Origin of the sequence: Acetobacter orientalis (assembly GCF_000963965.1) — a bacterium.
GTDB classification, from domain to species: domain Bacteria; phylum Pseudomonadota; class Alphaproteobacteria; order Acetobacterales; family Acetobacteraceae; genus Acetobacter; species Acetobacter orientalis.
Genome location: NZ_BAMX01000003.1, coordinates 15,616 through 42,408, shown reverse-complemented (window position 1 = coordinate 42,408; position 26,793 = coordinate 15,616). Strand labels below are relative to the sequence as shown.

Annotated in this window: 24 protein-coding genes; 14 read left to right on the top strand and 10 right to left on the bottom strand. The window is 51.7% G+C overall.

What is annotated here, in order from left to right:
* Position 1 precedes the first annotated feature (1 nt).
* Positions 2–487 carry a kinase inhibitor gene (locus Abor_RS01290; protein WP_048840031.1) on the top strand — a complete coding sequence of 162 codons (486 nt, stop codon included), beginning with the start codon at positions 2–4 and terminating at the stop codon, positions 485–487.
* Between the two features lie 93 nt (positions 488–580).
* Here Abor_RS01290 and Abor_RS01285 read toward each other — a convergent pair whose 3' ends face one another.
* From Abor_RS01285 to Abor_RS01260, 6 genes are all read right to left on the bottom strand, one after another.
* Complete coding sequence (locus Abor_RS01285) at positions 581–1,684, bottom strand: Hint domain-containing protein (protein ID WP_084594310.1); 1,104 nt, start codon at positions 1,682–1,684, stop codon at positions 581–583.
* A gap of 714 nt (positions 1,685–2,398) precedes the next feature.
* The gene (locus Abor_RS01280; RefSeq protein ID WP_048840029.1) at positions 2,399–3,148 is read right to left on the bottom strand and encodes a methylenetetrahydrofolate reductase; all 750 of its coding nucleotides are present in this window, start codon (positions 3,146–3,148) and stop codon (positions 2,399–2,401) included.
* Complete coding sequence (gene folD / locus Abor_RS01275) at positions 3,145–4,053, bottom strand: bifunctional methylenetetrahydrofolate dehydrogenase/methenyltetrahydrofolate cyclohydrolase FolD (protein WP_048840028.1); 909 nt, start codon at positions 4,051–4,053, stop codon at positions 3,145–3,147. The genes Abor_RS01280 and folD overlap by 4 nt, the downstream gene beginning before the upstream one ends.
* Before the next feature lie 209 nt (positions 4,054–4,262).
* Complete coding sequence (locus tag Abor_RS01270) at positions 4,263–5,411, bottom strand: GNAT family N-acetyltransferase (RefSeq protein WP_048840027.1); 1,149 nt, start codon at positions 5,409–5,411, stop codon at positions 4,263–4,265.
* Between the two features lie 25 nt (positions 5,412–5,436).
* Positions 5,437–5,901 (bottom strand): RidA family protein, encoded by a 465-nt coding sequence (locus Abor_RS01265; RefSeq protein WP_048840026.1) that lies wholly within the window; start codon positions 5,899–5,901, stop codon positions 5,437–5,439.
* A gap of 49 nt (positions 5,902–5,950) precedes the next feature.
* The gene (locus Abor_RS01260) at positions 5,951–7,513 is read right to left on the bottom strand and encodes a TSCPD domain-containing protein (protein ID WP_048840025.1); all 1,563 of its coding nucleotides are present in this window, start codon (positions 7,511–7,513) and stop codon (positions 5,951–5,953) included.
* A 181-nt stretch (positions 7,514–7,694) separates the two neighbouring features.
* On the opposite strand from Abor_RS01260, the gene Abor_RS01255 reads away from it, so the two are divergent.
* The 7 genes from Abor_RS01255 to Abor_RS01225 all read left to right on the top strand — a co-directional run bounded on the left by Abor_RS01255 (position 7,695) and on the right by Abor_RS01225 (position 12,363).
* Entirely contained in the window at positions 7,695–8,063 is a 369-nt protein-coding gene (locus Abor_RS01255) for an NADH:ubiquinone oxidoreductase subunit NDUFA12 (RefSeq protein WP_048840024.1), read from the top strand.
* A gap of 101 nt (positions 8,064–8,164) precedes the next feature.
* Positions 8,165–8,728, top strand: coding sequence for an outer membrane lipid asymmetry maintenance protein MlaD (gene mlaD, locus Abor_RS01250; protein ID WP_048840023.1), 564 nt, complete (start codon positions 8,165–8,167; stop codon positions 8,726–8,728).
* A 38-nt stretch (positions 8,729–8,766) separates the two neighbouring features.
* Complete coding sequence (locus Abor_RS01245; protein WP_048840022.1) at positions 8,767–8,985, top strand: hypothetical protein; 219 nt, start codon at positions 8,767–8,769, stop codon at positions 8,983–8,985.
* Entirely contained in the window at positions 8,982–9,587 is a 606-nt protein-coding gene (locus Abor_RS01240; RefSeq protein ID WP_244877850.1) for a DUF2155 domain-containing protein, read from the top strand. The genes Abor_RS01245 and Abor_RS01240 overlap by 4 nt, the downstream gene beginning before the upstream one ends.
* A 170-nt stretch (positions 9,588–9,757) precedes the next feature.
* Positions 9,758–10,501 (top strand): trehalose-phosphatase, encoded by a 744-nt coding sequence (gene otsB / locus Abor_RS01235; RefSeq protein WP_048840089.1) that lies wholly within the window; start codon positions 9,758–9,760, stop codon positions 10,499–10,501.
* Positions 10,502–10,504: 3 nt separating this feature from the next.
* Positions 10,505–11,851: an alpha,alpha-trehalose-phosphate synthase (UDP-forming) gene (locus tag Abor_RS01230; protein WP_048840021.1), complete on the top strand. Its 1,347-nt coding sequence runs from the start codon at positions 10,505–10,507 to the stop codon at positions 11,849–11,851.
* Positions 11,848–12,363: a disulfide bond formation protein B gene (locus Abor_RS01225; protein ID WP_048840020.1), complete on the top strand. Its 516-nt coding sequence runs from the start codon at positions 11,848–11,850 to the stop codon at positions 12,361–12,363. Before Abor_RS01230 ends, Abor_RS01225 begins: the two co-directional genes overlap by 4 nt.
* Here Abor_RS01225 and Abor_RS01220 read toward each other — a convergent pair.
* Entirely contained in the window at positions 12,360–12,821 is a 462-nt protein-coding gene (locus tag Abor_RS01220) for an NUDIX hydrolase (protein WP_048840088.1), read from the bottom strand. The two genes, Abor_RS01225 and Abor_RS01220, sit on opposite strands and share 4 nt — an antisense overlap.
* Positions 12,822–13,016: 195 nt before the next feature.
* On the opposite strand from Abor_RS01220, the gene Abor_RS01215 reads away from it, so the two are divergent.
* The 3 genes from Abor_RS01215 to uvrB all read left to right on the top strand — a co-directional run bounded on the left by Abor_RS01215 (position 13,017) and on the right by uvrB (position 16,960).
* Positions 13,017–14,000, top strand: coding sequence for an aldo/keto reductase (locus Abor_RS01215; RefSeq protein ID WP_048840019.1), 984 nt, complete (start codon positions 13,017–13,019; stop codon positions 13,998–14,000).
* Positions 14,001–14,140: 140 nt separating this feature from the next.
* A complete protein-coding gene (locus tag Abor_RS01210; RefSeq protein ID WP_048840018.1) occupies positions 14,141–14,590 on the top strand; it encodes a hypothetical protein in 450 nt (149 codons plus the stop codon).
* 105 nt (positions 14,591–14,695) lie between these two features.
* Positions 14,696–16,960 carry an excinuclease ABC subunit UvrB gene (gene uvrB, locus Abor_RS01205; protein ID WP_048840087.1) on the top strand — a complete coding sequence of 755 codons (2,265 nt, stop codon included), beginning with the start codon at positions 14,696–14,698 and terminating at the stop codon, positions 16,958–16,960.
* 14 nt (positions 16,961–16,974) lie between these two features.
* Here the strand turns inward: uvrB and Abor_RS01200 are convergent, their stop codons facing one another.
* Positions 16,975–18,060: an AI-2E family transporter gene (locus tag Abor_RS01200; RefSeq protein WP_048840017.1), complete on the bottom strand. Its 1,086-nt coding sequence runs from the start codon at positions 18,058–18,060 to the stop codon at positions 16,975–16,977.
* A 203-nt stretch (positions 18,061–18,263) separates the two neighbouring features.
* On the opposite strand from Abor_RS01200, the gene Abor_RS01195 reads away from it, so the two are divergent.
* From Abor_RS01195 to Abor_RS01185, 3 genes are all read left to right on the top strand, one after another.
* Entirely contained in the window at positions 18,264–20,255 is a 1,992-nt protein-coding gene (locus Abor_RS01195) for an AsmA family protein (RefSeq protein ID WP_048840016.1), read from the top strand.
* Positions 20,256–20,347: 92 nt separating this feature from the next.
* Entirely contained in the window at positions 20,348–21,007 is a 660-nt protein-coding gene (locus Abor_RS01190; RefSeq protein ID WP_048840015.1) for a 2OG-Fe(II) oxygenase family protein, read from the top strand.
* Positions 21,008–21,161: 154 nt separating this feature from the next.
* Positions 21,162–23,855 (top strand): M16 family metallopeptidase, encoded by a 2,694-nt coding sequence (locus tag Abor_RS01185; protein WP_084594314.1) that lies wholly within the window; start codon positions 21,162–21,164, stop codon positions 23,853–23,855.
* Positions 23,856–23,943: 88 nt separating this feature from the next.
* Here the strand turns inward: Abor_RS01185 and Abor_RS01180 are convergent, their stop codons facing one another.
* Both Abor_RS01180 and Abor_RS01175 read right to left on the bottom strand, forming a co-directional pair.
* Entirely contained in the window at positions 23,944–24,720 is a 777-nt protein-coding gene (locus Abor_RS01180; RefSeq protein ID WP_048840013.1) for a glycosyltransferase family 2 protein, read from the bottom strand.
* Positions 24,717–26,267 (bottom strand): CgeB family protein, encoded by a 1,551-nt coding sequence (locus Abor_RS01175; RefSeq protein ID WP_048840012.1) that lies wholly within the window; start codon positions 26,265–26,267, stop codon positions 24,717–24,719. The genes Abor_RS01180 and Abor_RS01175 overlap by 4 nt, the downstream gene beginning before the upstream one ends.
* Between the last annotated feature and the right edge of the window lie 526 nt (positions 26,268–26,793).

The window sequence follows — 26,793 nt, the reverse complement described above, 5'->3', positions numbered from 1 at the left end:
CATGACATTTGTGTTAACCAGCCCAGCCTTTAAAAATGGGGACACCCTGCCGCAGGCACAGGTTTTTAATGGCATGGGGCAAAGCGGGCAAAATCTTTCACCCGCGCTGGCGTGGCATGGCGTGCCCCAAGGCACCCAAAGTTTTGTGGTAACGGTATACGACCCCGATGCCCCGACCGGTTCTGGGTGGTGGCATTGGGTTGTGGCGAATATTCCGGCAAACGTAACCAGCCTGCCTGAAGGGGCAGGTTCTGGTAAAGCTGGTTTACCTGCACAGGCCGTGCAGGTACGAACAGATTTTGGGCAGCCGGGTTATGGCGGAGCCGCCCCGCCACCGGGGCGTAAGCACCACTATGTTTTTACCGTGCATGCGCTTGATGTGCCTGCGTTGGACATTACACCAGAGGCCAGCCCGGCCTTGGTTGGTTTTATGGTGCACCACCATACATTAGGGGCCGCAACCCTAACCGCAGTGTATGGTGAGTAAGAGCGTTTAAAAGCATGCTGCATAGTTAAAGAAAAACCCCACTTTCATTTTTTGAAAGTGGGGTTTTCTCTGTGTTATGCGCTAAGCAGGGCGCTATGCCCGGACAGGGGCCGCGTGTTCTGGCTCTTGTTCAATAAGGTATGGGCCAGAGGTCAGCACCTTAATGGCCAGCATACCAATGCTGCGGGGGCGGCGCGGGCCTAGGGGTAGCACGGCATTGCCGCTGCTCCACCGTGATGTGTCTTGTTCAGACGGGTTCCAGCCTGTTAGGTCTGGATTTTTTAAATGCTCTGTAATGCTACGCGTTTTTCCACCTTCAAAGAAGGTAATATCGCTAACCAGCACACCAAGTTGGCGTCGGTCATCGACATAGGGCCCGATAGTATCAACCGGCCGGGAAACCCGAGAAACAAGACGAACGGTTGAAACGTCTGGTGGCACCATAAAGACAATACTACCGTCTTTTTCACGTATTTTACGAATGACGTGGCCAGATTCCGTAATCAGGTGCAGGTCAGGGTCATGCGTGAGTTCCGGTTCGGCAATTTTGCTTTCAATGCCAGCTTCTATCGCCTTATTTGTAAACTGGGCGTGCAAGGGTTCAACCTTGTCCCGGTCAACAATCAGAGGGGCTGCGGCATCGTCTTCCCATGTTTTGGGTCTGGTTTGGTTTGGCAGGCTCACGATTTTTCCTTCCTGTTGGAAAGACGCATGGTTGCCGGTATTCAGGTAGCTTTCTGTTAATGTGCCATCGGCAACAATCACAGAGTGCTCCTGCGTTTCGATATGGTAGTATTCGTACGCCGAGAACGATTTGTCATAAAAAATCGAGCGACCGTTTATGAGCATACGAACTGGCACAAAACCCCCATTAAAGAAGAGGCAATGCTCTGCCGTTACCAGCATGTCTTTGTAAGGTAGGCCGGTTGAAAACGCATTGGCCAAAATACGCACAGGATAGCCTGCGCGGTCATCTGGCAGGTTACGGTCTATCTCGGCGCGCTGCTTGCCGACCCACACAACAGGTTTGTAATATGAGGAATTCGTTTTCCAGTCATATGTTTTAATAAGATCGCCAACCTGAAACTGTTCAACAGCTTTGTCTCGTTGATCTGTTGCCAGCATGGTGCCGGGTAGAAAGCACGGGCAAGGTGGTCGCCGATGGCACCACAGCCACCAGAGAAGTCCTATTGTCATTTTCTTATGCCTTATGTTTGGTTATTTTGGAAAAACCGTTTTTGTAACGGATAAGACCAAGAAACTGCACCCGAACTTGCAAGCGCATATTCTGTGCAGCCGGAAACCACGCAGATGTGTGGCTGAAGGAAAAAGCAGATAAACCAAACAAACATAGAACTGTCTGTGTTTTGCGTTGGGCAGGTATTGCCAAAAGAGAAGAGCAAGGCAGACTGTTATAGGATGTATTGGTTATAAACAACGCAGACGTGTTAGCCAGTTTTTCAGGCAACAACACCCAGCTCCATGCCCCTTGCTGCAAAGAATTCAACAAAGGTAGAAAACCTTTGTGTTCTTTGTTGTAAGTTTTGCAAGCTGAGCGCTGCATGGTTTTTTCTTCCTGTACGTCTACGCAACCAGAAGGAAGCGTTTGTTATTGACCAACACAGAAATATTACAGAAAACTCATGAAAAATATGTTAACTTAAGGGGTGAAAAGTGGATTTTTTTTCACATACTGGACATCATGAAGATAGAAACGGAGAAAATTCAAGAATTTGTTTTATAAAACAAAACTAAATGCAGTATTTTTAGTTAATTTTGTTCGTTTTATTTAAACTATACTGAAAATAAGAGAATCGAAGCGCCTGTGGCTGTGTGCAATAAGCAGCAGACAATAAGAGGCTGTGCATGCAAGGCTATAAGAGAGAACTATAGCCTTGCATATAAAGGTTATTAAGACAGTACGGCTTGTAATGCGGGTAGATACTGCTCCAGCTTTACACGGAGCGGCATGAGGTAGACATGCCCTTTGTCTGTTGCAAGGCTTTTCAGGACTGTTTGTGCAAAGGTAATGTTTGCTTCTAATGTTGGTACAAAATTTTTTGGAAAAACAACACGGTTTGTTGTTTCCCAATAAGAGCGGGAGCGTGGGCCAATAACCGGAGACAAGCCCCAGAAAACAGTCTCGCCACTGAGCCATTCCCGGCAGAGGTCAAAAAGTTTGAGGTCAAACACGGGTTGGGTAAAAAAACCTTCGGCTCCGGCTTCTTTTTTACGTGCTATCTCTTCTAATTCGTGCCACGGGGCGCGGCGATAGGGGTCGAAAGCTGCGTAAATACGAAGGTGAGGCGCTTCTTTTTTGTAACGGCGAATAATGCTTTCTGTGCTGTTGCGGTAAGTGCGGTGTGCAAGGTCTGCCGGTGGGTCGCCATGTACCACAAGCACTTCTTCCAAACCCGGTTGGTTGGCACCGGGTAAAGGGGCATCTGGCGCTATATCAATGGCTCTGACATGCGGTACAATACGAGGGAATAAAGGCTGCATTTGGGCAGCGGCATCCCAACTGCGTAGGGGGAAGCGCATAAGGTCGGGAATGTTGAGCGTATCAGCAGCAGGTAGGAGCTGTTTTACGGCTGCAATATCGTCCCGCAATGCGTCTGCGCTACGCGGGATAAGCTCAACAGAGAGGCGACTTAAGCTCATTCCGCTTTACCAGTTACTAAAAGTTTTGCTGCACTCAGGGTGTTTTTAAGCAAGCAGGCAATGGTCATGGGGCCTACACCGCCGGGCACTGGGGTAATGCGGCCCGCAACCTTTACGGCTTCATCAAACGCGACGTCACCTACAAGCCGGGTTTTGCCGTTGTCTAGGGTAATGCGGGTAATGCCTACGTCTATGACTGTTGCGCCGGGTTTAATCCAGTCTCCGCGCACAAGGCCGCTGCACCCGGTGGCAACAACCAAAATATCAGCTTGGCGGGCCAGTGCGGCTGTATCTTGCGTATGAATATGCGCAATAGACACTGTGCAGCCTTCTGCCAGCAGCAGCAAGGAGAGCGGCTTACCAACAAGGTTGGAGCAGCCAATAACAACGGCGTGTTTGCCGCGCATATCGCCCAATTGGTCTTTAAGCAGTAAAAGGCAGCCTAAAGGGGTGCAGGGTATTAGGCTTGGTAGGCCAATAGACAGGCGGCCTGCATTAATTTCACCCAGACCATCGACATCTTTTTCTGGCCGAATGGCGTTGGTAACCCGGCGCGCATCTAACCCATTGGGTAAGGGCAACTGCACCAGAATACCATGAATTTCGGAGTCTTTGTTCAGGCGCTCAATTAAGGCCAGAAGTTCTTCTTCGGTCGTGGTTTCTGGCAACATGTGCATAAACGAGCGCATGCCAGCGTGGTGGGTTTGTATGGCTTTGTTGCGCACATACACTTCGCTGGCGGGGTCGTTGCCAACTAAAATAACAGCCAGGCCGGGGGTTACGCCGTGTGCATCATGGAAGGTGCGCACATCATCACGGATCTGGTTGCGGAGGTTGGCGGCAAAGGCTTTGCCGTCAATGAGGGAGGCCTGATGGTCTGGGGAGAGGGTGGGAGATGTGCTCATCGTTCCTGCTGCCGGGCAAAACTGAAGGTTAAAAAAGGCTGTCAGCTCTGCTGTGGCATACGCAAAAAAGCCGGGCGGGACAATGCTTGGCAGGGCATATAAGGCCGGTACCCGGCTGGGCTATGGTGTGGCAGAGGCTGGAATGGTGTTGCGGGGTTGGGCTTAGCCTAAGCTGTGGTTGGGGCTTTTAGCGTAAGGGCTGGGTATTTTCATTCCAGCTCCTGCTTGTAGGGGCTAAGGGCCGTAAGGGCTTGTGCCTCTTGCTGTATGGCGGTGCGTTCTTGCTCTAAAAAGGCGGCAACACTGGCCCTGAAAGAGGGGTTTTCTATCCAATGGGCAGAGTGGGTAAGGCTTGGGGTGTAGCCCCGTTGAATTTTATGCTCACCCTGAGCACCTGCCTCTACCCGCTTTAGGCCGTTGGCAATAGCAAACTCTATGGCGCGGTAATAACACAGCTCAAAATGCAAAAAGGGCCATGTGCCTACGCAGCCCCAGTTACGGCCATAGAGTGTGTCTGTACCCACTAAATTAAGAGCTGCCGCTACGGGCTGGGGGCCGTGGCGGGCTACCATAAGCACAACACGCTCACCTAGTTTTTCAGACAGCAGCGAGAAAAAACTACGGGTGAGGTAGGCGCTGCCCCATTTGCGATCAATTGTGTTTTGGTAAAACTGGTAAAAGGCGTCCCAGTCTGCGGGGGTTATGTCTGCGCCGCGTAGGGTTTCAAAAGTTAGGCCTGCGGCGTTGGCATCGCGCCGTTCACGCTTGAGCACTTTGCGCTTGCGAGAGGAAAGGGCTGCTAAAAAATCGTCAAATGTTTGGTAGCCGTTATTATGCCAGTGGTATTGCATGCCCAGCCGTGGCAGCCAGCCGCGTTGGCTTAGGGTTGTGCTATTTTGCGTGGTGCAAAAAGTAACATGTGCCGAAGAAAGTTGTAGCTGGCCGCATATCTGGCGGAGTGCATCAGCTAAAACCGTTGCGGTTTCTGGCGGGGCATTGGGGTGCACCAAAAGGCGGGGGCCGGGTGCAGGCGTAAAAGGGACAGCTATTTGTAGTTTGGGGTAATAGCTGCCACCAGCGGCCTCAAAGGCGCGTGCCCAGCCTTGGTCAAACACATATTCCCCCCACGAGTGGCCTTTTAAATAGGCGGGGCATACGGCTGCCAGTGTGCCATCTGGTGCATGCAGGCTAACATGTTGGGCCAGCCAGCCTGTGCGGGCCGAGACAGATCGACTTTCTTCTAAGGCAGAAAGAAACGCATGGCTGACAAAGGGGTTATCTGCCCCAGCGCAGGTATCCCACTCGGTTGGGGTAAAAGACTGCATGCCATCATGGAGTTTTATAGACCAGTCTGGCATGGCATGTCCTTATGCGGAGTGAGTATTAGTCGATTTCAAACAATCCTTCGACTTCAACTGGTGCGTCAAGCGGGAGTGAGGGCACGCCAACGGTAGAGCGCGCATGGCGACCTGCATCGCCAAAGACCTCAACCGCAAGGTCGGACGCCCCATTCATGACAGACGCATGCGCGGTAAATTCTGGGGTGCAGGCAATAAAACCCCCAAGGCGCACAACGCGCTTAACGCGGCTTAGGTCACCTACAGCGGCTTTAACCTGCGCAATAACGTTAATCATGCTGTAGCGGGCTGCCTCAACTGCTGTTTCAACAGAAACGGCACCGCCCAGCTTACCGGTTGCAAACAGCTTGCCATTAGCCAGCGGCAACTGGCCAGACACAATAAGTAAAGAGCCGGTTTGTACGCAGGCAACATAGTTGGCAACAGGGGCCGCAGGTGTGGGCAGGGTAATGCCAAGGGCGGCAAGGCGGGCTTCTGGTGTTGTGCTCATCTCTTATTCTCTCTTTCCGTACTGGTATACAGGCCGTGCAAGGCGGGGGTTAGCTTACAACCAAGCGTAAGCTGCCCCGCTTGCGCGGAGGAGGGTCGCCTCCATCTCCGGGGAAATCAAGGGGGAGAAGTGGGTCAGGCTCGCCTTGCATGTCTTGGTGGGGGCCATCTGGCAGCTTTTTGTCCAGATATGCCTCAGACAATGCACGGAAGGCATAGTCGAGCATGGAGGTGGCATAGGTCGCAACTGGGTCGCCCTCTACAGTGCCAGCCGGGCCAAAGCAGGAATACGCAAAGCTGTTCACGTATTCTTCCAGCGGGGCACCATATTGTAGGCCAATACTTACGGCCTCCCCAAAGCTTTCCATAAGACCTTTTACCATTGCACTTTCGCGCGTGGGGGTTAGGCACAGTTCGCCCAATGTGCCGTCTTCATATTCACCGGTGCGTAAAAAGAGCCGGTGGCCCCCGATAGCGGTTTTTTGCGTAAAGCCGCCATGCCTGTGCGGTAGGGCACGGCGCATGCCGCGTTCCAGCTTTTGGTTGAGGGGTTGGTCTGCGGGGTCTGGCTTGGCGGGTAGGCGGTCAATAAAGCCGCTTAAGGCACGGTACATAGCCATGTGGGCCGTGGCGCCGGGTAGGGGCAACACACTCTCGCCCGCTAGGGCTGCGGCCAGTGCGGTTTCTGCGGTAAAGCCGCGGGCATCTAGGCGGTTAAGCGTGCTTTGGGCTAACTGCCCATCGGGCCGTAAAAGCGAAAATACAGGGGCGAGACCACAGGCCTCAACACCCAAAATACCATCAACTGCGGCAGAGTTAGAAAACCCTGTTTCTATAAAAGCAAGGGGGTTTTCAGTTTCAACGGCGGCTTCTGCCCAGACAGCGCGCAGGGTTTCACCCAAGCCCGGCAGTACTGTGCGTACGGGGGGCAGGGGGAGAGACTCCGGCCCGCAACCGCAATGCGCGGTAAGGGTGGTTAGGGCTGCAATGGCGCAGGCGGCGGCGCGGCCATCTTCACTATCATAATCCAGCCCGACACCAGCAAGGCAGGCATCTAGGTTGGTCAGTAACAGTGTGCCTGCCAGGGCGGGTTGCGTGGGGTCGTCTTGCGCTGGGGCATCTGCCTGCGTGGGGACTGGGGCCGCTGTGGTGGCAAACAGGCCGGGCAGCGGCAGCTCACCATTGCGCTGGTTGGCGCGTGTTTGGGCTGTGTCGCGCAACACGCAGCTTAACAGGCGCAGGGCCGCTACAAAGGTTTCGGCGCTAAAGCCTTCACCCGGTGTCACAAAGGCTGCCAAATTAACAATAAAGCCGGGTGGCCGGTCAAACGTGCAAGTCCAGACACTCTCGGTTGGGGCGGCTTGGCGCATGAGCAAAAGCCACGTGAGCGAGCGGGCCGTTGCATCGTCTTGCGTTAGGGCCTCTACCCAGCGTGAGGCCACGCGAGCAAGGTCAATAGCATCTGTTCCGGGCACCAGCTGTGCCAGCGCGGCAGCAGCTTCGGCATCCCACTCTGCGGGCAACAGGACGGAGCGCAAAGGGGCATCCGGGTCTGCTGCGGCCTGTAATGTGCTCATGAGCACACCACTCCAATGGCGTCTGGCTCTTGTCATGGTGCAAGCTTACTCCTGCCACCAAGAGCAGTGTAACCCGCTCAAACAGCCCCAAACGCGATACAATGGTTAGTATAATGAGGATATGGGGGATAACTTTTGCCCTGCTCGAGCGCAGTTGATCGGGTAGCCCTTTAAAAGGCATAGACCGGGCTATAAACCGCGCATTATTATGCGAGTCATGGCAAATCTCGGAACACGGCTTTACACGCGCCGCAAGGGGCGCCTGGTTGGTAAAGATGACCAGGGGCGCTGCTACTACGAATCGACCGGCCTAGCCCGCAAGGGCGGAGGGATAGACCGGCCAGAACGATGGGTGATCTACCTAAAGGGCGAAGACCCTTCAGCCGTGCCACCAGAGTGGTGGGGGTGGTTGCACCATATGCTGGATGCCCCTATTGCGCCAGAAGAGCGCAAGCCGTGGCAGGTACCCCACGTGCCAAACCAGACTGGTACGGCCCAAGCTTACCGCCCAGCAGGGAGTGCCTATAACTTGGGCCGTAAACCTGCCGCGCAAGGAGATTACGAATCTTGGGTGCCAGAGGCGTGATCTAAAAAGCATTCCCTGCTACAGAAAAAGGGGAGAGGCACGGTGTTGGTAAGCTGCTTTACCTGCTAACCTCTCCGTTCATTCAGGGAGTGCACACGTCTATGGCTTCAGTTACCACGGCTCCAGCCCGGCGCAATATGGCAGAACTTATTACCGGTGTTGCGGTGCTGCTGGGTCTTGCCCTTATGTTGGTGGCAGCCATTGTAGGTGAAGGCCGCAAAACAGACAGCACAGGCTATGCCCTGCATGCCAGCTTTGGCCATATTGATGGTTTGGGCGTTGGCTCAGACGTAAGGCTGGCAGGGGTAACGGTTGGCCAAGTAACCCAAGAGCGGGTTAACCCCGCCACTTATAAGGCTGAAGTTACTTTTACCGTGCGGCCTGATATTAAATTGCCTACCGATAGTGCGGCTATTATTACCAGCGACAGCCTGCTGGGCGGTAAATACATTGCCCTCTCCCCCGGTGGTGATGACAGCACCCTTAAAGCGGGCAGCACCATTAACCAGACGCAGGGCGCGATTAGCCTTGAGCAATTGTTGAGCAAATTCATTTTCTCTGTAACCGACACCCTAACCCGCGCCAATAAAGATGCGGCAGATAAAGAGGCCACACCGGCAAATGGTGCGGCACCAGAAGCTGCGGGCAAAACAGACCAGCCTTAAGCCACACTCTGGCCATGTATCGGAAATAAGGTCGCGTTATGGGAAAGCAAATGCTCTGGTTGCAAGATGATGCTCAGCCAGTAACCTGCACGGAAAAACTGCGTGTTCTGGAAGAAAATTGGGAAGAATTGCACAGCATTGTGCAAGACGCCTTTGAAGACGCGGTTTTAATGGGGGTAAGCGAGCACGATATGCGCCAGAAATTGACAGATCTTATTGCAGGCCTTGTCTCTCCCAAAGTGGGGCATGCAGCATGAGCTTTGGCGTACGTAAGCGTGTTGTGGGTTGCCTGAGTGTGGCCTGTGTGGGGCTGTCTGTGTCTATGGCCCATGCAACGGGTGAAGCTTTGGCCCCCCCGGCTATTTACCCCGCTAACACATGGCAAGGTAAGGCAACCGCTGTGGTGCGGGTGTTAGACAGGCTAGACGCCCATGTTGAGCTTTTAAGTGTGCCAGTTGGAACGACTGCGCATTACAAGAGTTTGGATATTACACCGGGCCGGTGCTTGCAGCGGCCCAAAACATTATCTCCGGATGCCGCAGGGTGGCTGGAACTGCACGATACCCACCCAGATGGGGCAACGTTTAAAGGCTGGATGCTAGCAGCCGAGCCTGCTTTGGGTGTGTTTGAAAGCGCTGTGTACGATGTGCGCATGGTGCGGTGTGAAGGCAATGACGTAGCCCCTGCGGCACCGCCACTGCCTACGCCAGCAGTTCCGGTTTTAGCACAGCCATCCGGCCCTGATGCTCCTGCGCAAGGAGAGAGCACAGGCGAGGGTGGGCAAGCAGTGCCAGCAGGTGGGGCCGCTCCCGCACAGGGGGCAAGCCCCGCTGCACCTGAATATGGTGGTGAATATTAAGGACACTACAGCCAGCAGCCCAACGCAAGGGTTAACTACGCTGGCTTAACGCATGGCCTGTCTTCTGTATGACAGGTTGTCCTTAACCACTGGCTCCGGCATCGTTTAGTCGCAGGCATGGTGCGCAGCGTATGCGCGCTTTTGGCCGCATAAAACAAGGCGAGGTGCACGTGGTCCGTACTATTTCTAATAATGAGTTCCGCTTTCAGGTTCCGGCTCTGGACGAAGCGGCTTTTTTATTCGATTTTGACGGAACGTTGGTCGATATTGCGCCTACCCCAGAAGCAGTGGTGGTGCCAGATGGCTTGGCAGACACGTTGCGCCAACTGCGCGATAAGTGCGGAGACGCGCTGGCCGTTATTTCTGGCCGCCCGATTGACCAAATAGACCATTTTTTAGGCGACATACCCTTTGCTGTAGCGGGTGAGCACGGCATTGCCATACGGCACCGCCCCGGTGGCCCCATAGAGCGGGCCGCTCTGCCAACCTTGCCCCAGCAGTGGCTGATAGAAGCCCGTGCTTTGGTTGAAATGTACCCCGGCACCCGTTTGGAGCACAAACAGGCAGGCTTTGTGCTGCACTACCGTGCCGCGCCAGAAGCCGGTGCGGCCCTGAAAAAAGCGGCAGAGGGTTGGATGCACGAAGCAGACGGCGCCTTTCACCTGCAAGCGGCTAAAATGGCGTGGGAAATACGCCCAACAGGGGTGGATAAAGGCTACGCCGTCTCTTTGCTTATGCAAGCCGCCCCGTTTGAAGGCCGCAAACCCGTTTTTGTGGGGGATGACGTAACCGATGAAGACGGCATAGCCGCAGCCAAAAGGCTTAAAGGTGTGGGCTTGCGTATTCCAACAGATTTTCCGACCCCTGCGGTCTTTCGGTCTTGGTTGTCTATGCTGGTAGGGCAGGAGCGTTAAACTATGGCCCGGCTTATTATTGTCTCTAACCGTGTTCCGTCATCTTCTGACCGGCAGCAACCCGCCGGAGGGCTGGCTGTTGCGTTGCGTGACGCTCTAAAACAGGGCGAGTGCTTATGGTTTGGCTGGTCGGGGCGGCAAATAGATGATGCCGATAAAGACAACCGCAAAGCCGGTGCAGAGCAGGTGCGTAATGTTGCCTACAGCACCATTGACCTCACCCATTCTGAATTTGATGGGTTTTACCAGAAATATTCTAACGGTATTTTATGGCCGCTTTGCCATTACCGTGCAGGGTTAATGAGCTATTCCAGAAAAGACCAAGAGGTTTACTGGGAGGTCAACCAGCTTTTTGCGCGTGAGCTTAAAAAACAACTCCGCCCTGATGATATAATCTGGGTGCAGGATTACCACCTGTTCCCGCTAGGGCAGGCCTTGCGCGACCTTGGGGTTACAAACCCTATTGGCTTCTTTTTGCATATTCCGTTCCCGCCATGGAGCCTGATGAAGTCTTTGCCTGATGCAGAGCATTTAATGCGCAGCATGCAGGCCTACACAGTTATGGGTGTACAGACCGAAGACGACGCCCGGAACATGAACGATGGCTTTGTGCAGTGTAATATTGCCCAAAAAGCGCAGGTTTTCCCGATTGGGATAGACCCTGATAGCTTTGTGCAGCAAGCCGAAGCAGGCGAGCATGACTTTGATGTGCAGCGCCTGCAAATAAGCCTGCGCGGCCGCCCGTTAATTATTGGGGTAGACCGGCTGGATTATTCTAAAGGGTTACCAGAGCGTTTTCATGGGTACGAGGCATTTCTCAAACGTTTCCCCGAGCACCGGGGTAAGGTCATGTATCTTCAAATTACCCCTGTCTCTCGTGGGAATGTTGAGGAATACCGTTTGCTCAAACGCCAGTTAGATGAAACAGCAGGCCGCATTAACGGCATGTATGGAGATTTTGACTGGACACCCATTCGCTACATTACCCAGCCCGTGCCACGGCATTTGCTGGCAGGGTTTTACCGCTTGGCCGATGCAGCCCTTGTAACCCCATTGCGTGACGGCATGAACCTTGTGGCCAAGGAATATGTTGCCGCCCAAGATGAAGAAGACCCCGGCGTGCTTATTCTCTCCCATTTTGCTGGGGCTGCCCCAGAAATGGAAGATGCCTTGCTGGTAAACCCGCATGATGCCGATGAAATAGCAGATGCCTTGCATAAAGCCCTGACTATGACGCAATCTGAGCGGCAAGCCCGTTGGGGGCGACTCAAACCCGATGTTTGGCGTGTAACTGCACAGACATGGGCGCGGGACTTTATGACGGCTCTTGCAGGAGAGACACACGCGTGAAAGCGGCTCTGGCCCATCGTAAAATAGGCTTTTTTCTGGTGCTGGCCAGCGTGCTGGCACTTGGTGTGGCATGGTGGGTAGAAAATATTCTGCATATTATGCCGTGCGAGCTATGCTTGGTTGAGCGGTGGCCGTGGCGTATTTTGTTGCTGGTAGGTCTCATTGATATTCTGCTGCCCGGTGTTGCAGGTGGGCCAGTGCTCTGGCTGAGCGTGCCGCTGCTTGTGGCCTCTGTTGGGCTGGCCTTTTGCCATGCCGGGGTAGAGTGGGGATGGTGGCCAAGCCCCTTACCCGGCTGTCATGCCCCGCATATTCATGGCACCACAATGGCTGAGCGTTTGGCGTCTATGCCGCTATTGCCGGGTAAACCGTGCGATTACCCAACTTATCTTGTGCCTGCTGTACCGCTCTCTATGAGCGTGTTAGGCGGCCTGTATGCCGCAGTGGTGTTGGGTATTTTTGTTGTTATGAAACAACGCGCCAAACAGGCTGTGCGGCGTATTTTTCACTAACTATGTGTTTTTAGGTCTGGCACAGAGCTATGCCGGGCCATTTGGGCGAGTTCTTGCAAGCGCGTGCAGGCGTGTGCCCCTAAAGCGCAGATCTCGTCATAAGAAAACCAACGGGCTTCCAAGGCATCATCATTAGCTATGGGGGTGCAATGCGCTTGTGTAGCGAGGGTGCAATTTAGGGCAACAATAACGTAGTGAAAGATAAGGTTGCCTTGCACGTCATAGTGCAGGCTGTCGAACGTATCGATCACATGGGTGGCAGTTGCCTCTAGCCCGGTTTCTTCTTGCAGTTCACGCGTGGCGGCGGTGTGTAAGGTCTCACCGGGTTCAACCCGCCCACCGGGAAAGCCCCATAACCCTGCATCTGGTGCTTTGGCGCGCTTAACAAGCAAAAATTTACCATTGTGCTGCACAACAGCCAAAACGCCCACGCGCGGAAAAAAGGGAAGATCTGCCATGTAGGCAGAATGCAAAAGCCGCCTTTGCTGCGTCAAGGGGGGGGAGTGCAGGAATGGCTGCCTCCTGCCCAAGCCTTTGCAACCCGTGGGGGGAGTATGGTTTAAAGACAGCAAGAGTGTTGCCTAAGGTGTCTAGCCACGCGGCAGTGTAGGCAACGCCGTAGTAAGTAAGACGAATGTAAGGAGTGCTGTACCATGACAGCCGAAACGCTCTCCATTTCTGGGTTGGCTAAGCCAGCGTCTCGTATTGCTTTGGGTACTTGGGCCATTGGTGGGTCTATGTGGGGTGGGCCAGACGATGAAAACGCGGCCCGTACCATAGACAAAGCACTCGATCTGGGCATTAACGTTATTGATACCGCCCCCGTTTACGGCTTTGGCCATTCAGAAGACGTGATTGGCCGCGTGCTGGAAGGTAAGAGAGACCGCGTTATTCTGGCCACAAAAGTGGGCCTAAACTGGCAAGACGGCAAAGTGTTCCGAGATAGTCGGCCAGCACGTATTGCGCAGGAGGTAGAAGACTCGCTCCGCCGCCTCCGCACAGACCATATAGACCTTTACCAAGTGCACTGGCCTGACCCCAAAACACCCATTGAAGAAACCGCCCGTGCGTTAGAAAAATTGGTTAAAGCTGGTAAAGTGCGTGCATTGGGCGTGAGTAATTTCTCGCCTGAGCAAATGAACGAGTTTGCGCAATTTGCCCCGCTTGCCACCATACAGCCGCCGTATAACCTGTTTGAGCGCGATATTGAAAAAGATGTTCTGCCCTATGCGGTTAAAAACAACTTGGCCGTCTTGGCGTATGGCCCATTGTGTCGTGGCCTGTTGTCTGGCCGTATGACCGCTGAGCGGCAATTTGAGGGCGATGACCTACGCCGTACAGACCCTAAATTTCAGCAGCCTCGGTTTGGGCAGTACCTTAAAGCGGTAGAAGACCTAAAGGCTATTGCTAACAAGCATAATAAAAGCATGTTGGCCTTAGCTATACGCTGGGTGCTGGACAAAGGGCCGACCATTGCTTTGTGGGGAGCCAGAAAACCAGAGCAAATTAGCGGTATTGATGACGCCTTTGGCTGGAAGCTGGACGAGGCTGACCTAAAAGCCATTGACGCTATTCTTGCCCAAGACATTACCAGCCCAGTGGGGCCAGAATTTATGGCACCCCCTGCGCGTTCTTAAAAAGAAGCACGCACAGTATGCTGCGGGCTGTTTTGTAAGCCTGTAGCATGTGCGAATAAGCCAGCCGTGAGGCTACCGCAGGGCTGGCGTTCTGGCTTTTACATTGACTTGCTCTTTGCTTTTTCAGCACTCTTGAGGGCATGAAACAGTTTCCGCCCCGTGCAGAGCAGGGAGAGAAACCGGGGGTGGTGTTCCGGTTTCCGCGTGCGCATGTTCTGACCCGGCAACAGGCGGCACCATATTTAGGTATTTCTGAAAAAAGATTGCGCTTGTTAGACTTTGTTGGTCTTGGCCCGCCCTCTGTGCAGCCCGATAAAAAAGGCCGTCATTACCGCAAAGAAGACCTAGACCAATATTGCGCAACGCTTTTTGCTAAAGCTGGCCTTTCCGCTCAAGAACTACAACGCCACCGTACACAGCGTAATGCTGTGACCTATACCGGCACAGACCGGTTTATGGAGTTGGCTACTCGGCAGGAGTTAGCGCAAGGTTGTGCGTATGTAGGCGGGCGCATTGCTATTGGGCTGGGCCTGCTGGCTATTGTGCTGTCGCATACGCCGCTCTCTCGGGTTTTGTTTCATATGCAGTAAAAGGGGGGCTTGTGCTGGCAGGGGTGTTATTTTTCCGGTGCGGGAGGGGTGTTTACTGCGGGTAGAGGGCTTGCGGGCGGGCTGGCGCTGCCCCATCTTGGCAGTATGGCCACACGATCAGCTTCCCGTCCTGCGTCTCCCAAGCGTTCCTCTCTGAGTGAGAAAGCAGCAGCCCTGCCGCCTGTGTTGTTTAAGCCAGAAAAACAGGCTGTACGGCCCAAGCTTAAGCACATGCAGGTTGTGTCTGAATACGACCCTGCGGGCGACCAGCCCCAAGCCATAAAAGAGCTTGTAGCCGGGGTAGAAGCTGGTGAGCGCGACCAAGTGCTGCTGGGTGTTACGGGGTCTGGTAAAACATTTACCATGGCCAAAGTAATTGAGGCCACACAAAAGCCCACCCTTATTTTAGCCCCGAATAAAACTTTGGCTGCCCAGCTTTATGGCGAAATGAAACAGTTTTTCCCCAATAATGCTGTGGAATATTTTGTAAGCTATTACGACTATTACCAACCCGAAGCCTATGTGCCGCGTTCTGATACCTATATTGAAAAAGATAGCCAGATAAACGAACAAATTGACCGTATGCGCCATGCCGCGACCCAAGCCCTGCTTGAGCGTAATGACGTGATTATTGTTGCCTCTGTCTCGTGCATTTACGGTATTGGTTCGGTTGAAACCTATTCGCGCATGGTGGTTAAGGTTGAACTGGGGGGCGAGCTAGACCGCGACAGGCTGGTGCGTGGCTTGGTTGAGCTACAATACCGCCGTAACGATGCCGCCTTTACGCGCGGCACGTTTAGGGTGCGCGGTGAGACAATAGACATTTTTCCCGTGCAGAATGAAGACCGCGCGTGGCGCATTTCTTTGTTTGGCGACGAAATTGACGGTATTATTGAATTTGACCCCCTAACAGGGGAAAAAACAGCAGACCTGCAAGAGGTCACCATTTACGCAAACAGCCATTACGTAACACCTAGGCCAACGCTGAACCAAGCCAATATTGGTATTAAAAAAGAACTGCGTGAACAGCTCGATAAATTTACCAAAGAAGGCAAACTGCTGGAGGCAGAACGGCTAGACCAACGCACCACTTTTGACCTTGAAATGTTGGAAACAACAGGTGTGTGTAAAGGTATTGAAAATTATTCCCGTTACTTATCTGGCCGTAATCCTGGCGACCCGCCGCCAACTTTGTTTGAATATTTACCAGAAGATGCCTTACTGATTGTTGATGAAAGCCACGTGACCGTGCCCCAAATTGGCGGCATGGAGCGTGGAGATAATGCGCGTAAGTCAACTTTGGCAGAGTTTGGGTTTAGGCTACCGTCCTGCCTAGACAACCGCCCCCTTAACTTTGCTGAGTGGGACACGTTTAGGCCCCAGACAGTGTTTGTAAGTGCCACCCCCGGCCCGTGGGAGATGGAGCGTACCGGCGGTGTTTTTGCAGAACAGGTTATTAGACCAACAGGTTTGATAGACCCGGTAACAGATGTGCGGCCTGTTGAGCATCAGGTTGATGACCTTTTGGCAGAATGCCGCACAACTATTGCCAAAGGTGGCCGCGTTTTGGTGACAACCCTTACCAAACGCATGGCCGAAGACCTGACCGACTATTTGCACGAAGCGGGTATTAAAGTGCGCTACCTGCACTCTGATGTTGATACATTGGAGCGTATCGAAATTATTCGCGATTTGCGGGTGGGTGCGTTTGATGTGCTTATTGGCATTAACCTACTGCGTGAAGGGTTAGATATACCCGAATGCTCTCTTGTGGCTATTCTAGACGCAGATAAAGAAGGCTTTTTGCGCTCTCGTACCTCTCTTATCCAGACTATTGGCCGTGCTGCGCGTAACGTTGAAGGGCGCGTGCTGCTTTATGCTGATAAAATGACAGACTCTTTGCGCTATGCCATTGAAGAAACTGCCCGCCGGCGGGAAAAACAAATGGCATGGAACGAAGCGCACGGTATTACACCTAAAAGTGTGCGTAAAAACATAGGGGACATTGTATCGTCTGTGTTTGAGCAAGATTATGTTACCATCACGCCTGATGAAGATTTGGGCGTTGCGGAGTTTGTTGGGCAAGATTTAGATGCAGCCATTGCAGGGCTTGAAAAACGCATGCGTCAAGCCGCAGCAGATCTGGAGTTTGAAACTGCCGCTCGTTTGCGTGACGAGGTAAAACGCCTAGAGGCCATACAGCTTGGGCTTGAGCCACCACCAGCCCCTGTGTCTACTGCTGGCAAACCAGCCAGTGGTGGGGCAAACCCCCGGCGTAAAAAGAAAGACCAAGTGCCCCGCCCATTAGGGCCGGGCGGTGGCGGGTATGAGCCAAAGCCTAAACGTGGGCGCACAAAAAGCCGGGGGTAAGCCTTGCTTGTGGGTTAAGGGGCTGTTGGTGCAGTTGGGTTGTCAGACTTTGCTTCTGACAACCAGCTTTTTATTAATGTGTAGGTAACAGACAAAATAACCGGGCCAATAAAAATACCAACAAGCCCAAAACCCGCTAAGCCCCCCATAACGCCTACCATAATGAGTATGAGCGGAATATTGGCCTGTTTACGAATAAGGTAAGGCCGCAGCAGGTTATCAATAACAATTGTTAAGATTGTGACTACAAGTAAAATAATGGCGCTGGTCAGGTCTTTAAAGAAAAACATCCAGAGCACAGCAGGAATAAGCGTAACACCCGGCCCAGCCTGTAGCAGGCAGGCCATAAAGGTTATGGCTATTAAAACGCTTGCCCACGGCATGCCGGTTATTTCAAGCCCAATGCCGCCTACTGCCGTTTCAACCAAAGCGGTAACGGTTACCCCAATAGCCACGCCCCGAATGGTGCGGCCTGCTAAAAAAACCATGTCTTTGCCGCGTTTTCCGGCAAGGGCTTGTCCAAAGTCGGTCATGAGTTGGGCTGCGGCTTCGCCTTTGGTTTGTATAACCGCCATAATAATTAGGGTTAGTAAAAACTGGAGTGCCAGAATACTAAAACCGCCCAGATAGCTTAATGCCCAACGAATAATTTGCCCAGCGTCAGGCAGCATACTATCAAGGAGTTGGGGCAGGCGGGCATTTTCAATTTTATGCCAAAGAGCAGTGGTGCGGTGGCCTATGAGGGGCAGGTTGGCTAACCATTGCGGCTCTGCAGGAATACGGAAATTGATGACATTTTGAGAAAAATTAACCAATTCCCCAGAGTGCGTCATGACAACGGTTGTGGCCAGCCAAAAAGGCAGCACAAAAACCAAAAGTGCAAAAATGGTGGTAACGGTTACGGCTAACCCCCTGCTACCCCAGAGTATTTTTTGTAAGCGTAGCAAAAGCGGCCATGTTGTAACCCCTATCGTTACGGCCCATATGGCGGCAGGTAAAAATGGCCGTATAACCCACAAAGAAAAAACAACCATAACCCCCGCCATCATGGCGGCCAGCACAGCCCGTGCTTGTTGAGAAGACGGTGTATGAGGGGGCATGTTTAAGCTGTCCGGGCCGGGCGTGTGGGGGTGTGTTGTAAACTGGGCATGGCGGGGGTGTACTTTCTGGTGTATGGGCTCAGATACGTTTTTTACGTGAGTTCAGCATGCTCTTGTAGCTTAATTTTAGCCCAGCCTGCGTTGCCGGGGTGCCCATGAGCCATGCAAACGCCCCAACCCAAGGGCAAGCAAGGATAAAGGCCATGGCAGAGCAAAACAGGGCAGAGAAAAGTGAGCCTAAAAAGCGCACACGGGCATGGTTAGCCTATGGCTGTGGGGGTATTGCCCTTTTAGGTGTTGCCACAACTACGGTGGGGTGGTTTGCGCTGGGCCATATTAATTTAGCCTCTTTAGCAAGTAAGCGGGCCACTGCCTTATTGGGGCGGGCAGTGAGCATACAAAGCCTTACCATAACGCCGGGTGCGTGGGTGGGGGTGCAGTTTCAAAACGTGCAGGTAGCCAACGTAGCAGGTGGCAGCGCGCCAGATATGGTGCAAGTAGGCTATTTGGGTGTTGACGTTAAGCTGAGCTCTCTTTTTTCTGGCCCCATGGTTGTGCGCCATGTGCGCGCACAGGGTGTGCATGTTTTAGTAGAAAGAACACCCGCGGGTGTGCCTAACTGGCGCTTTAAAACACAAGGTATGTTAGCGGTGCCTAGTGCTGCCCCTACGCCGCCTGCCGTTGCAGGCTTGCAAAGTGCAGGCCATGCGCCACCACAGCCGAGCCAGCAGCCTATTATGCCCGTGGCAAAAGACCGTGCACACTACCCAACTGTACTAGAGGCAGAGCTAGAGCAGAGCGATGTAACCTACCGCACCGCGCATGGTGTTTCTTATCAGAGCGTATTGCATGCCGTGCATATGCAAACCCAAGGGGCACAAACCCCCATTAGCCTTGTGGTTGACGGAGCATACAACACGTTGCCCGTGCATTTAGAGGCAACATTACAACCCTTTGCCATGTTGCGGCAGTATCAAACGCCTTATGGTATGGCTGTGCGTGTTACATCGGGTGATTTATCTGTTGTGTTTACTGGCACAGCAACAGACCCACTGAACGCAGATGGCTTGGCGGGCGCTGTGCAGGTAGAGACCCCAACCTCTGCCCCCTTAGCGGCGGTAGTTGGCTATAAATTGCCCCAAAATATACCATTGAGCATGGCAGGGCAGTTTGTGCATGCAGGTGACCTATGGCAACTCACCAAAGGGCATGCTGCGCTAAAAGGGAATAAATTGAGCGTTGCCTTAGCTGAATTATACGAGGGCACACATACGCAGCCAGACCATGTAAAAGCCGATATTGCATTTGAGCATTTGAACATGAACACCCTGCTCGTAAAGGCCGAGCACGCAGGCCAAAGTGCAGAGGCCGACCTGCCGCTTGCTGTAAGCCAAACCCCAGACCCGTTGATAGAAGCCCATTTAACTGCGCAGTCTGTTGCCTATAATGTCTATAATTTTCAAAATTTTTCTATTTTGGCATCTGTTATGCCCGGTGTGGTAGGCGTGCAGGAAATGCGGGTGGGCTATTTAGGGGCAACACTTGCGGCCTCTGGGCAGTTACAGGCGCGCCCGCAGGGTAACACGCATATACAAGCCAAAGCGCTTGTAAGCGGTGTAGATATAGAGGCGTATAGGCGCGCACTCGGTTTTCAGCCTGTGCCTATTAAGGGCCGGGCCACCTTACAAATGACGGCAGAGGCCACACAGCCAACCCTAAACGCGGCCATAAGCCACGCTACCATTGCGGCTGCGGTAGGCATGACCGGGGGCACGTTAGAAAGTGCGGTGATACGGGCAGCCTCGGCTGATCTTGGGCTGCTTTTTCATAAAGCGACAGGCACAACACCTATTACGTGTTTATTAGGTGTTGTGAGTGCGCAAAATGGCATAGGACAGGTGCTGCCTTTGCGCCTTAAAACCGAGCAGGGCACGCTATCGGCCAATGCACGTTTTAACCTGAACAACCGCTCGTTTGACCTTATTTTTGCAACCCAACGGGCCACAACTGGCAGTTTTGCCTTAGATATTCCGGTGCGTGTGAGTGGTAGCTTTGCCAAGCCGCGCATTGGTTTGGCGGGTTTGTCTGCTACGGGGCGGCAGATGTTGGCGCAAAGTGAACGCCTTAACAGCCTGCCAGAAGGGGTGCGGCAATTTGCCCAACAAAATGCGTGTTACCGCGCCATTGCCCCCTAGCGGCAGCGGCCGCCAGTTGGGCTGGGGCTTGTTAGGGCGGCGCAACCCTTCTACCGTGTGGGCTTAGTATTTGACTATCTGGACCCAAAGCCATGACAACGTCAGAAAACACCCTCCATCCAGATTATGCAGCACTTGCTGCGGCACCTGTTTGCACAGAGCCTTTTACGCATGTGGTGGTGCCAAATTTCATCAGGAAGGAGGATTTGCCGCGTCTGTTTGCGGCTATGCCAGAGATAACGTCTGGCGGGTCTTTTCCGCCATCGGCTCTTACCCTCTCGCCTTTAGTGCAGGCTTTGGTCACGCAAATGGAAGGGCCTGAGCTACGGCAGCTTATTGCGCAAAAATTTAACCTCGATTTAGCGCATGCGCCTTCTATGCTGACCATTCGGGGTCGCACCCGCGAAAAAGACGGGCGCATTCACACAGATTCTTTAGCAAAACGGGTGACCATTTTGCTGTATCTCAACCCAGCGGGTGAGACATGGCAAAAGCAAGAGGGCTGCCTGCGCCTGCTGCGTGGCCCGCACGATATTGAAGATTACGCCAAAGAAGTGCAGCCAGTTGATGGCACGCTGCTTATTTTTCCCAATGGGCCAACAACATGGCATGGGCATAGGCAGTTTGTAGGGCAACGCTATACCATCCAGCTGAACTACATGACTCAAGATGCCCGCGCGCGCTCAGAATTACGGCGGCACCAGATTTCGGCTATTGCCAAAAAGTTCTCTCTACCCGGTGCAGCTCTTTAAGGCATAGCGCCATTGTAATGGCATGCTTGGCTTTTTTTTACTCCCGCCCCTGACCCAACACAGGAATGATTGATTTTTTATGAAACAGAAAAACTTTTTTGCTAAAAATAATTATAAATGCAGCAAGTTTTCCCCTGTGGTGTTAGGGGTTTGCATGCTGGCAGGCACGGCGCTGTCTTCTGGCCATGTGGGGCAGGTAGCGCATGCGCAGCAAGTGGCGCCTGCTATGCCTTCTACCCGTATTCCGGCGGCATTAAGTAGTGCACAGGTTGTGCGGGCCACGCTGCCTAATGGGTTGCAGGTTGTTATTATACCCAACCGTTTAGCCCCGGTTGTGACCACACAGTTAAACTACCTTGTAGGCTCCGCTGAAGCCCCAGAAGGCTTTCCCGGCACCGCGCATGCGCTGGAACACATGATGTTTCGTGGGAGCAAAGGGCTAGATAAAGACCAATTGGCTGCGGTAGGCACGCGGCTAGGCGGGAGTTACAATGCCTTTACGACCGAAGATGTAACCCGTTATTTTTATACAGCACAGGCAAAAGACCTACCTGTTTTGTTAAAAATTGAAGCGCTGCGCATGGGTGGGCTTACGTTAAGTGAGGCCGATTGGGACAAAGAACGCGGCGCGATAGAGCAGGAAGTCTCACGCGACCTGTCTAGCCCGGCGTATCGGTATATTGAGCAGCTACAGTCAATTTTGTTTGCGGGCACACCTTATGCGCACGATGCTTTAGGCACCCGGCCATCGTTTGATAAAACAAAGGCAGCACTTCTGCGGCAGTTTTACGAAAAATGGTATGCACCCAACAATGCCATTCTTGTTATTGCAGGGGATATAAACCCCGTAACAACACTGGAGCAGGTGCGCGAAATTTTTGGCCCCATTCCTCGCCGCACAATTCCTAAACGGCAGGATATTAAGCCGGTGCCAGCCCCAGCGCGCACGTTGTCTCTCCCAACAGACTACCCTGTAGGGTTTGCAACGCTTGCCTTCCCTATGCCGGGCCGGGCCGCGGCAGACTTTGCTACGGCTGATATTTTGTCTGACGTGCTCAGCAGCCAGCGTGGAGCCTTGTACGACCTCGTGCCGCAAGGCAAGGCGCTTATGGCAGGTTTTGAATATGCGCCTAAAAAACACGCCGGGTTTGGATTGGCCCTTGGAGCCTTCCCTAAAGGAGGGGATTCCAATAAAATGTTAGCTGAATTGCGTGGTGTTTTAGAAAAAATACGCAAAGACGGTGTGCCAGCAGAGTTGGTTGAGGCCGCTAAACGGCGTGAAGTGGCGCAGCTTCAGTTTTCTGCTAACTCTGTAAGCGGGCTTGCAGAAACGTGGTCAGACGCCCTGACATTTAGGGGGCTTGAGTCACCCGGTGATGCCGTAGCGGCGTATGAAGCCGTAACACGAGAAGCGGTTAACAAATTAGCAGCAACATTACTTGACCCAACCCATGCGGTAACGGCTGTGTTGGTGCCAGAAAGCTCTGGTAAAGCTGTGGCAGGCAAAGGGTTTGGTGGCGCAGAATCGTTTGCTTCTGCCCCAGATAAGCCAGTAAAGCTGCCTGAATGGGCAGAAAAAGCCCTTATGCAGCTTGAAGCGCCACAGCCATCTAAACAGCCTTATGTGACCACATTAGCGAATGGCTTGCAGCTTATTGTGTGGCCTGCCCATGTTGGGCATACGGTGCAGGTAAGCGGGCAGGTGCGCCAAAAACCAGACTTGCAAGAGCCAGAAGGTAAAGAAGGCATTAGCAGTGTGGCAGAAGAGTTGTTCTCTTATGGCACAACGCAGCATAACCGCTTAGCTTTTCGCAAAGCGTTAGACGATATTCCTGCATGGGAGGAGGCAGGGGGGAGCTTCTCTTTAGCTGTGCAAACGCCAGATTTTGAAAAAGGTATGGCTTTACTGGCAGAAAATGAGCTGCACCCGGCTTTTCCTGAACAAGCTTTTCAGGTTGTTAAAGCACAGTCTGCGCAGGCGCAGGGCGGTGTGTTGCAGTCTCCGGGGTATTTGTTTGAACGCGCGATAGAAAAAGCCTTGGTACCCCCAAAAGACCCCACACTGCGTGAGGCAACACCACACAGTATTATGGCTATCTCGCGCGATGATGTGGTGAAATACTATCAAAAAGCATGGCGCCCAGACCTAACCACTATTGTGATTACTGGTGACATAACGCCAGAAAAAGCCAAAGCGGTAGTAGAAAAAGAATTTGGTGCTTGGAAAGCTGACGGCCCAACCCCCAACCTTGATTTACCGACTGTGCCGCTTAACAAACCCTCTCGTGCAAATGTGCCCGATAAAAGCAGTGTGCAAGACGAGGTGGTTTTGGCACAAAACTTGGGCTTACTCGTATCTAACCCAGACCATTTCTTGCTCCAACTTGGGAACGAGGTTTTAGGCGGTGGGCTGTTCTCGTCGCGCCTTTACCGAGACTTGCGTGTTAAAACTGGCTATGTTTACACTGTAAGCAGTGCTTTTTCATGGAGCCGTACACGCGCTAATTACAGCATAAGTTACGGTGCAGACCCAGATAAAGTGGGTAAAGCCCGTGTTGCTGCCATGCAGGACTTAAAAGACATGCAGTCTGCTGCGCCTACGGCAGAAGAGCTCTCATTAGCGAAAGCCTCTTTACTCCGTAGCCTGCCCCTGCGCAGGGCAAGCCTGTCTGGCATTGCAAGCGAGTATATTAACCTAACTCAGCTTGGTTTACCGTTAGACACAGCAGACCGCGCGGCACAAGCATATTATAAAGCCAGTGCAGAAGACGTGCAGGCTGCGTTTAAAAAATGGCTGCGGGCAGATGGTATGGCACAAATTGTAAAAGGCCCTACCCCTACATGGTAATTGCTTTTTAGCGAACACTCAAACCCCACCTCCTTTTTTTAAGGGGTGGGGTTTTTTATTGGCTGAGTATTTTTATGGCTAATCCAGCTTAGGTCTTGTCGAGCGGCGTTGGGTGGCGAAAAGCCATGATGAGTTCTAGTCGGTGGTGTGCGCGTAAGGCTTCGCGGGCCGTGCGTGAATTTTCATGCACACGGTAGCGGCACAATATTTCAGGCAGGTAAGCAGGTTCTAGGTTATGGTCAATAAATTTGAGCCAGAAATCATAATCTTCCCACCCTTCTTCTATATGAGAAAAACCGCCCACTTGCTGCCAAGCTGTTTTGCGTACAAGGGCCATAACATCTACATAATTGGCTTTGCGCATTAAATCTGGGTCCCAAATATCGGCCCGGCCAATACCAGTGCGGTCTCCAAATTCTTCAAGCTGGCAGTAAACAGCAGGAAAATTTCCATGCTGTAGGGTAGCATAAAGTTTTTCTAGGGCTTCTGGGTAAAGCATATTATCGGCATCTATAATAAATACACTGGGGGCCAAGGCGTGCTTAAAGGCCATATTACGTGAAAAAGAAGGGCCTTGATTATATTTGTTTTCCAGGAAGGTTATTCTGTAAAAACGATTTTTATTGGATTCAAGCCACGATAAAATAAGCGGGATAACGCTATCTTGCGTTGAGGCATCATCAATAAACACAAGATCTAGGGCTTGATGTGTTTGCTCGGCGAGAGAGTCTAGGCACTCTATAACGTAATCAGTGTAATTATAATGTGTTAGGCAAATACTAATAAGGTCTGGTGGTGGGGGTGTTTTCTTTTTATGGCTAAAAATACCGTTGGGTGCAGGGTCCCATGGTTTAAAGAGGGTCATTGTTGTTTTGCCCATACAGAAGAAATATAACTTGCTAAATCCTGTTTTTTGGAGCGAATAAGCGTTTTATTATTAAAAAGTTTAAAACAATTTTGACGCACTTTTTCGGCCTCTTGTTGTCCCTCTAGGGTATCGAGGAGCCATTCAATAAGATTTGGCATGTGGCGGGTGGTTTCTGTTAAATAGTGTGTGCCTGCTTTGTAGAGTGGGTGCGGAAAGCACTCTTCACTCACCACAACAGCACCGGCTGCCATACCTTGTAGAACCATACGGTGCCATTCAAAAAAATGGTTATCATCACGGTGGATATTAAGAAAAATTTTTGAATGTTCTGCAATATATCGCGGTAAGTGTGCCAAAATGGCGTAACGACCTTGGGTGGTTAAGGGGCCATCTGTTTTGCGGTAATAAAGAAAGCAGTTATAAGCTGCAAAAAAACTTGCATGATTTGCAAAAAACTTTTCGCGTTTATAAGAAATATTACCAAAAAAACTGATATCAAACACACGCTTAGCTAAGGGCGTTGTCGGGGGTGCTGCATGGCGGGCGGTGGGTGGTAGCGTGCGGAATAACGCTGTTTGTTTATCGGCATTGGTTAAGGTATTTTTATGTGGTGTGGGGAGTGGGTCAAAATGGAAAACAGGCACACCAAATTGTGCAAACGCGGGTAGGCTTTGCACGCATAAATCCATAATACCTGCGGCCATAAGGCAGTAAATTAGCCCACGTGTAAACCAAAGCGTATGGGGTTGTTCGGTATTAAACATAATGGCGCGGGCCATTATGTCTTCCTGCTTCCATGCTTCACTACCGTCTAGAAAAAAGAATTCGTGTGGTGCGCAGAAAATACACAACTCTGGTTTGCGGGCCAGAGGTGTTTTTTCTGTCATGGTTTGGGTATTAAGCCCACTTTGCTGCAAAGCTGTGGCAAGAGTTTGGGCAAGTTCCTGAATAAAACTATTACCCTCTGTATGGTAAAAAACGCCAATAGAGCGCGGTTGTGGGGCTTGAGGGGTATAGGGTAGCGGAGTGTAAGTGAGTTTTTTCTGGCATTGGTTACCATAATATTGTGCCATACGATGGGGGGAGAGAATATCGCGCCCTTCGCCAATGCCATGTAACAGAGCGTGCTGTGTTGGAGAAATGGTGGAAAACTGCACTGTTTTGTGAAGCGTTTTATAATATTCTTCATCGAAAAGAGCGTAGTTTTTTAATTTTTTGAGGCATTTTGTTAAGATATCGTGCGAATAATTTTGTAGCAGCCCTTTTTCAAAAAAAAGCGTATTGGTTTTATTGCGTAAATAATGCGCAAAAGGGTTTTCATTTTTGGCAATAATTTTTGAAAATAGGCTTTGGTAAATTTCAGTATTGAATGTTGCGTTAGGGTTTTTGTGCTCTTTGTAACCAAAAGCGACATAATGCACTAAGGGATCTAGACCTGAGTGTTTAACTTCGGGGTAGTTTGCTAAATAAAAAGTGGTGTCAAACTGTTCAGACTCGAGAATAGTTTGAATGTCTTTTTTATGGGGTGTAGTCAGAACGGTCATGCTGCGGCCTATATGCGTGCAAAAATATAAACGGTATTTTTAAAAATTCTATACAGGGTCCTTATTTGTTTTCTTTTCTTTGAAGGCATTATTTTAATCCGCTATAATATTTTGTGGCTGCATGGTACGGTGTTGGCTTTGCGAGAGCAGTAAGGGGTATTTACTCAAGTTCTATCTACATAAAATGTATATAAAAAACGTTATTGAAACAATAATATCCGTTTGTATGTTCTGTATTATAAAAAATACATAACAATTAAGTATATATTATATGTTTTTCTATATTTATCAAATATTTTTTGTGTTTCATTTAACCGTATTTTAATTCTGGAAAAATACAAATAAAGGGCAGGAGGCTGGTGGTCTCTTTTTTGGGGGTGAAGCCGTGAGAAAAACCCTTTTGTGGCACAGTGTAAAAGCACTGCGCCAGATAAACGGCAGCACAAACCATATTTGGTAAAAGTGGGGTAAAAGGCACAGTGAGCAGCACAATGGTAGGCAAGGCAAGAAAAGGAAAAACCCAAAC

Bases quoted from the DNA above. Each gene is read 5' to 3' on its own strand.
- Abor_RS01290 (WP_048840031.1), top strand. From the start codon at position 2: ATGACATTTGTGTTAACCAGCCCAGCCTTTAAAAATGGGGACACCCTG.
- Abor_RS01285 (WP_084594310.1), bottom strand. From the start codon at position 1,684: ATGACAATAGGACTTCTCTGGTGGCTGTGGTGCCATCGGCGACCACCT.
- Abor_RS01280 (WP_048840029.1), bottom strand. From the start codon at position 3,148: ATGAGCTTAAGTCGCCTCTCTGTTGAGCTTATCCCGCGTAGCGCAGAC.
- folD (WP_048840028.1), bottom strand. From the start codon at position 4,053: ATGAGCACATCTCCCACCCTCTCCCCAGACCATCAGGCCTCCCTCATT.
- Abor_RS01270 (WP_048840027.1), bottom strand. From the start codon at position 5,411: ATGCCAGACTGGTCTATAAAACTCCATGATGGCATGCAGTCTTTTACC.
- Abor_RS01265 (WP_048840026.1), bottom strand. From the start codon at position 5,901: ATGAGCACAACACCAGAAGCCCGCCTTGCCGCCCTTGGCATTACCCTG.
- Abor_RS01260 (WP_048840025.1), bottom strand. From the start codon at position 7,513: ATGACAAGAGCCAGACGCCATTGGAGTGGTGTGCTCATGAGCACATTA.
- Abor_RS01255 (WP_048840024.1), top strand. From the start codon at position 7,695: ATGGCAAATCTCGGAACACGGCTTTACACGCGCCGCAAGGGGCGCCTG.
- mlaD (WP_048840023.1), top strand. From the start codon at position 8,165: ATGGCTTCAGTTACCACGGCTCCAGCCCGGCGCAATATGGCAGAACTT.
- Abor_RS01245 (WP_048840022.1), top strand. From the start codon at position 8,767: ATGGGAAAGCAAATGCTCTGGTTGCAAGATGATGCTCAGCCAGTAACC.
- Abor_RS01240 (WP_244877850.1), top strand. From the start codon at position 8,982: ATGAGCTTTGGCGTACGTAAGCGTGTTGTGGGTTGCCTGAGTGTGGCC.
- Abor_RS01230 (WP_048840021.1), top strand. From the start codon at position 10,505: ATGGCCCGGCTTATTATTGTCTCTAACCGTGTTCCGTCATCTTCTGAC.
- Abor_RS01220 (WP_048840088.1), bottom strand. From the start codon at position 12,821: ATGGCAGATCTTCCCTTTTTTCCGCGCGTGGGCGTTTTGGCTGTTGTG.
- Abor_RS01215 (WP_048840019.1), top strand. From the start codon at position 13,017: ATGACAGCCGAAACGCTCTCCATTTCTGGGTTGGCTAAGCCAGCGTCT.
- Abor_RS01210 (WP_048840018.1), top strand. From the start codon at position 14,141: ATGAAACAGTTTCCGCCCCGTGCAGAGCAGGGAGAGAAACCGGGGGTG.
- uvrB (WP_048840087.1), top strand. From the start codon at position 14,696: ATGGCCACACGATCAGCTTCCCGTCCTGCGTCTCCCAAGCGTTCCTCT.
- Abor_RS01200 (WP_048840017.1), bottom strand. From the start codon at position 18,060: ATGCCCCCTCATACACCGTCTTCTCAACAAGCACGGGCTGTGCTGGCC.
- Abor_RS01195 (WP_048840016.1), top strand. From the start codon at position 18,264: ATGGCAGAGCAAAACAGGGCAGAGAAAAGTGAGCCTAAAAAGCGCACA.
- Abor_RS01190 (WP_048840015.1), top strand. From the start codon at position 20,348: ATGACAACGTCAGAAAACACCCTCCATCCAGATTATGCAGCACTTGCT.
- Abor_RS01185 (WP_084594314.1), top strand. From the start codon at position 21,162: ATGCTGGCAGGCACGGCGCTGTCTTCTGGCCATGTGGGGCAGGTAGCG.
- Abor_RS01180 (WP_048840013.1), bottom strand. From the start codon at position 24,720: ATGACCCTCTTTAAACCATGGGACCCTGCACCCAACGGTATTTTTAGC.
- Abor_RS01175 (WP_048840012.1), bottom strand. From the start codon at position 26,267: ATGACCGTTCTGACTACACCCCATAAAAAAGACATTCAAACTATTCTC.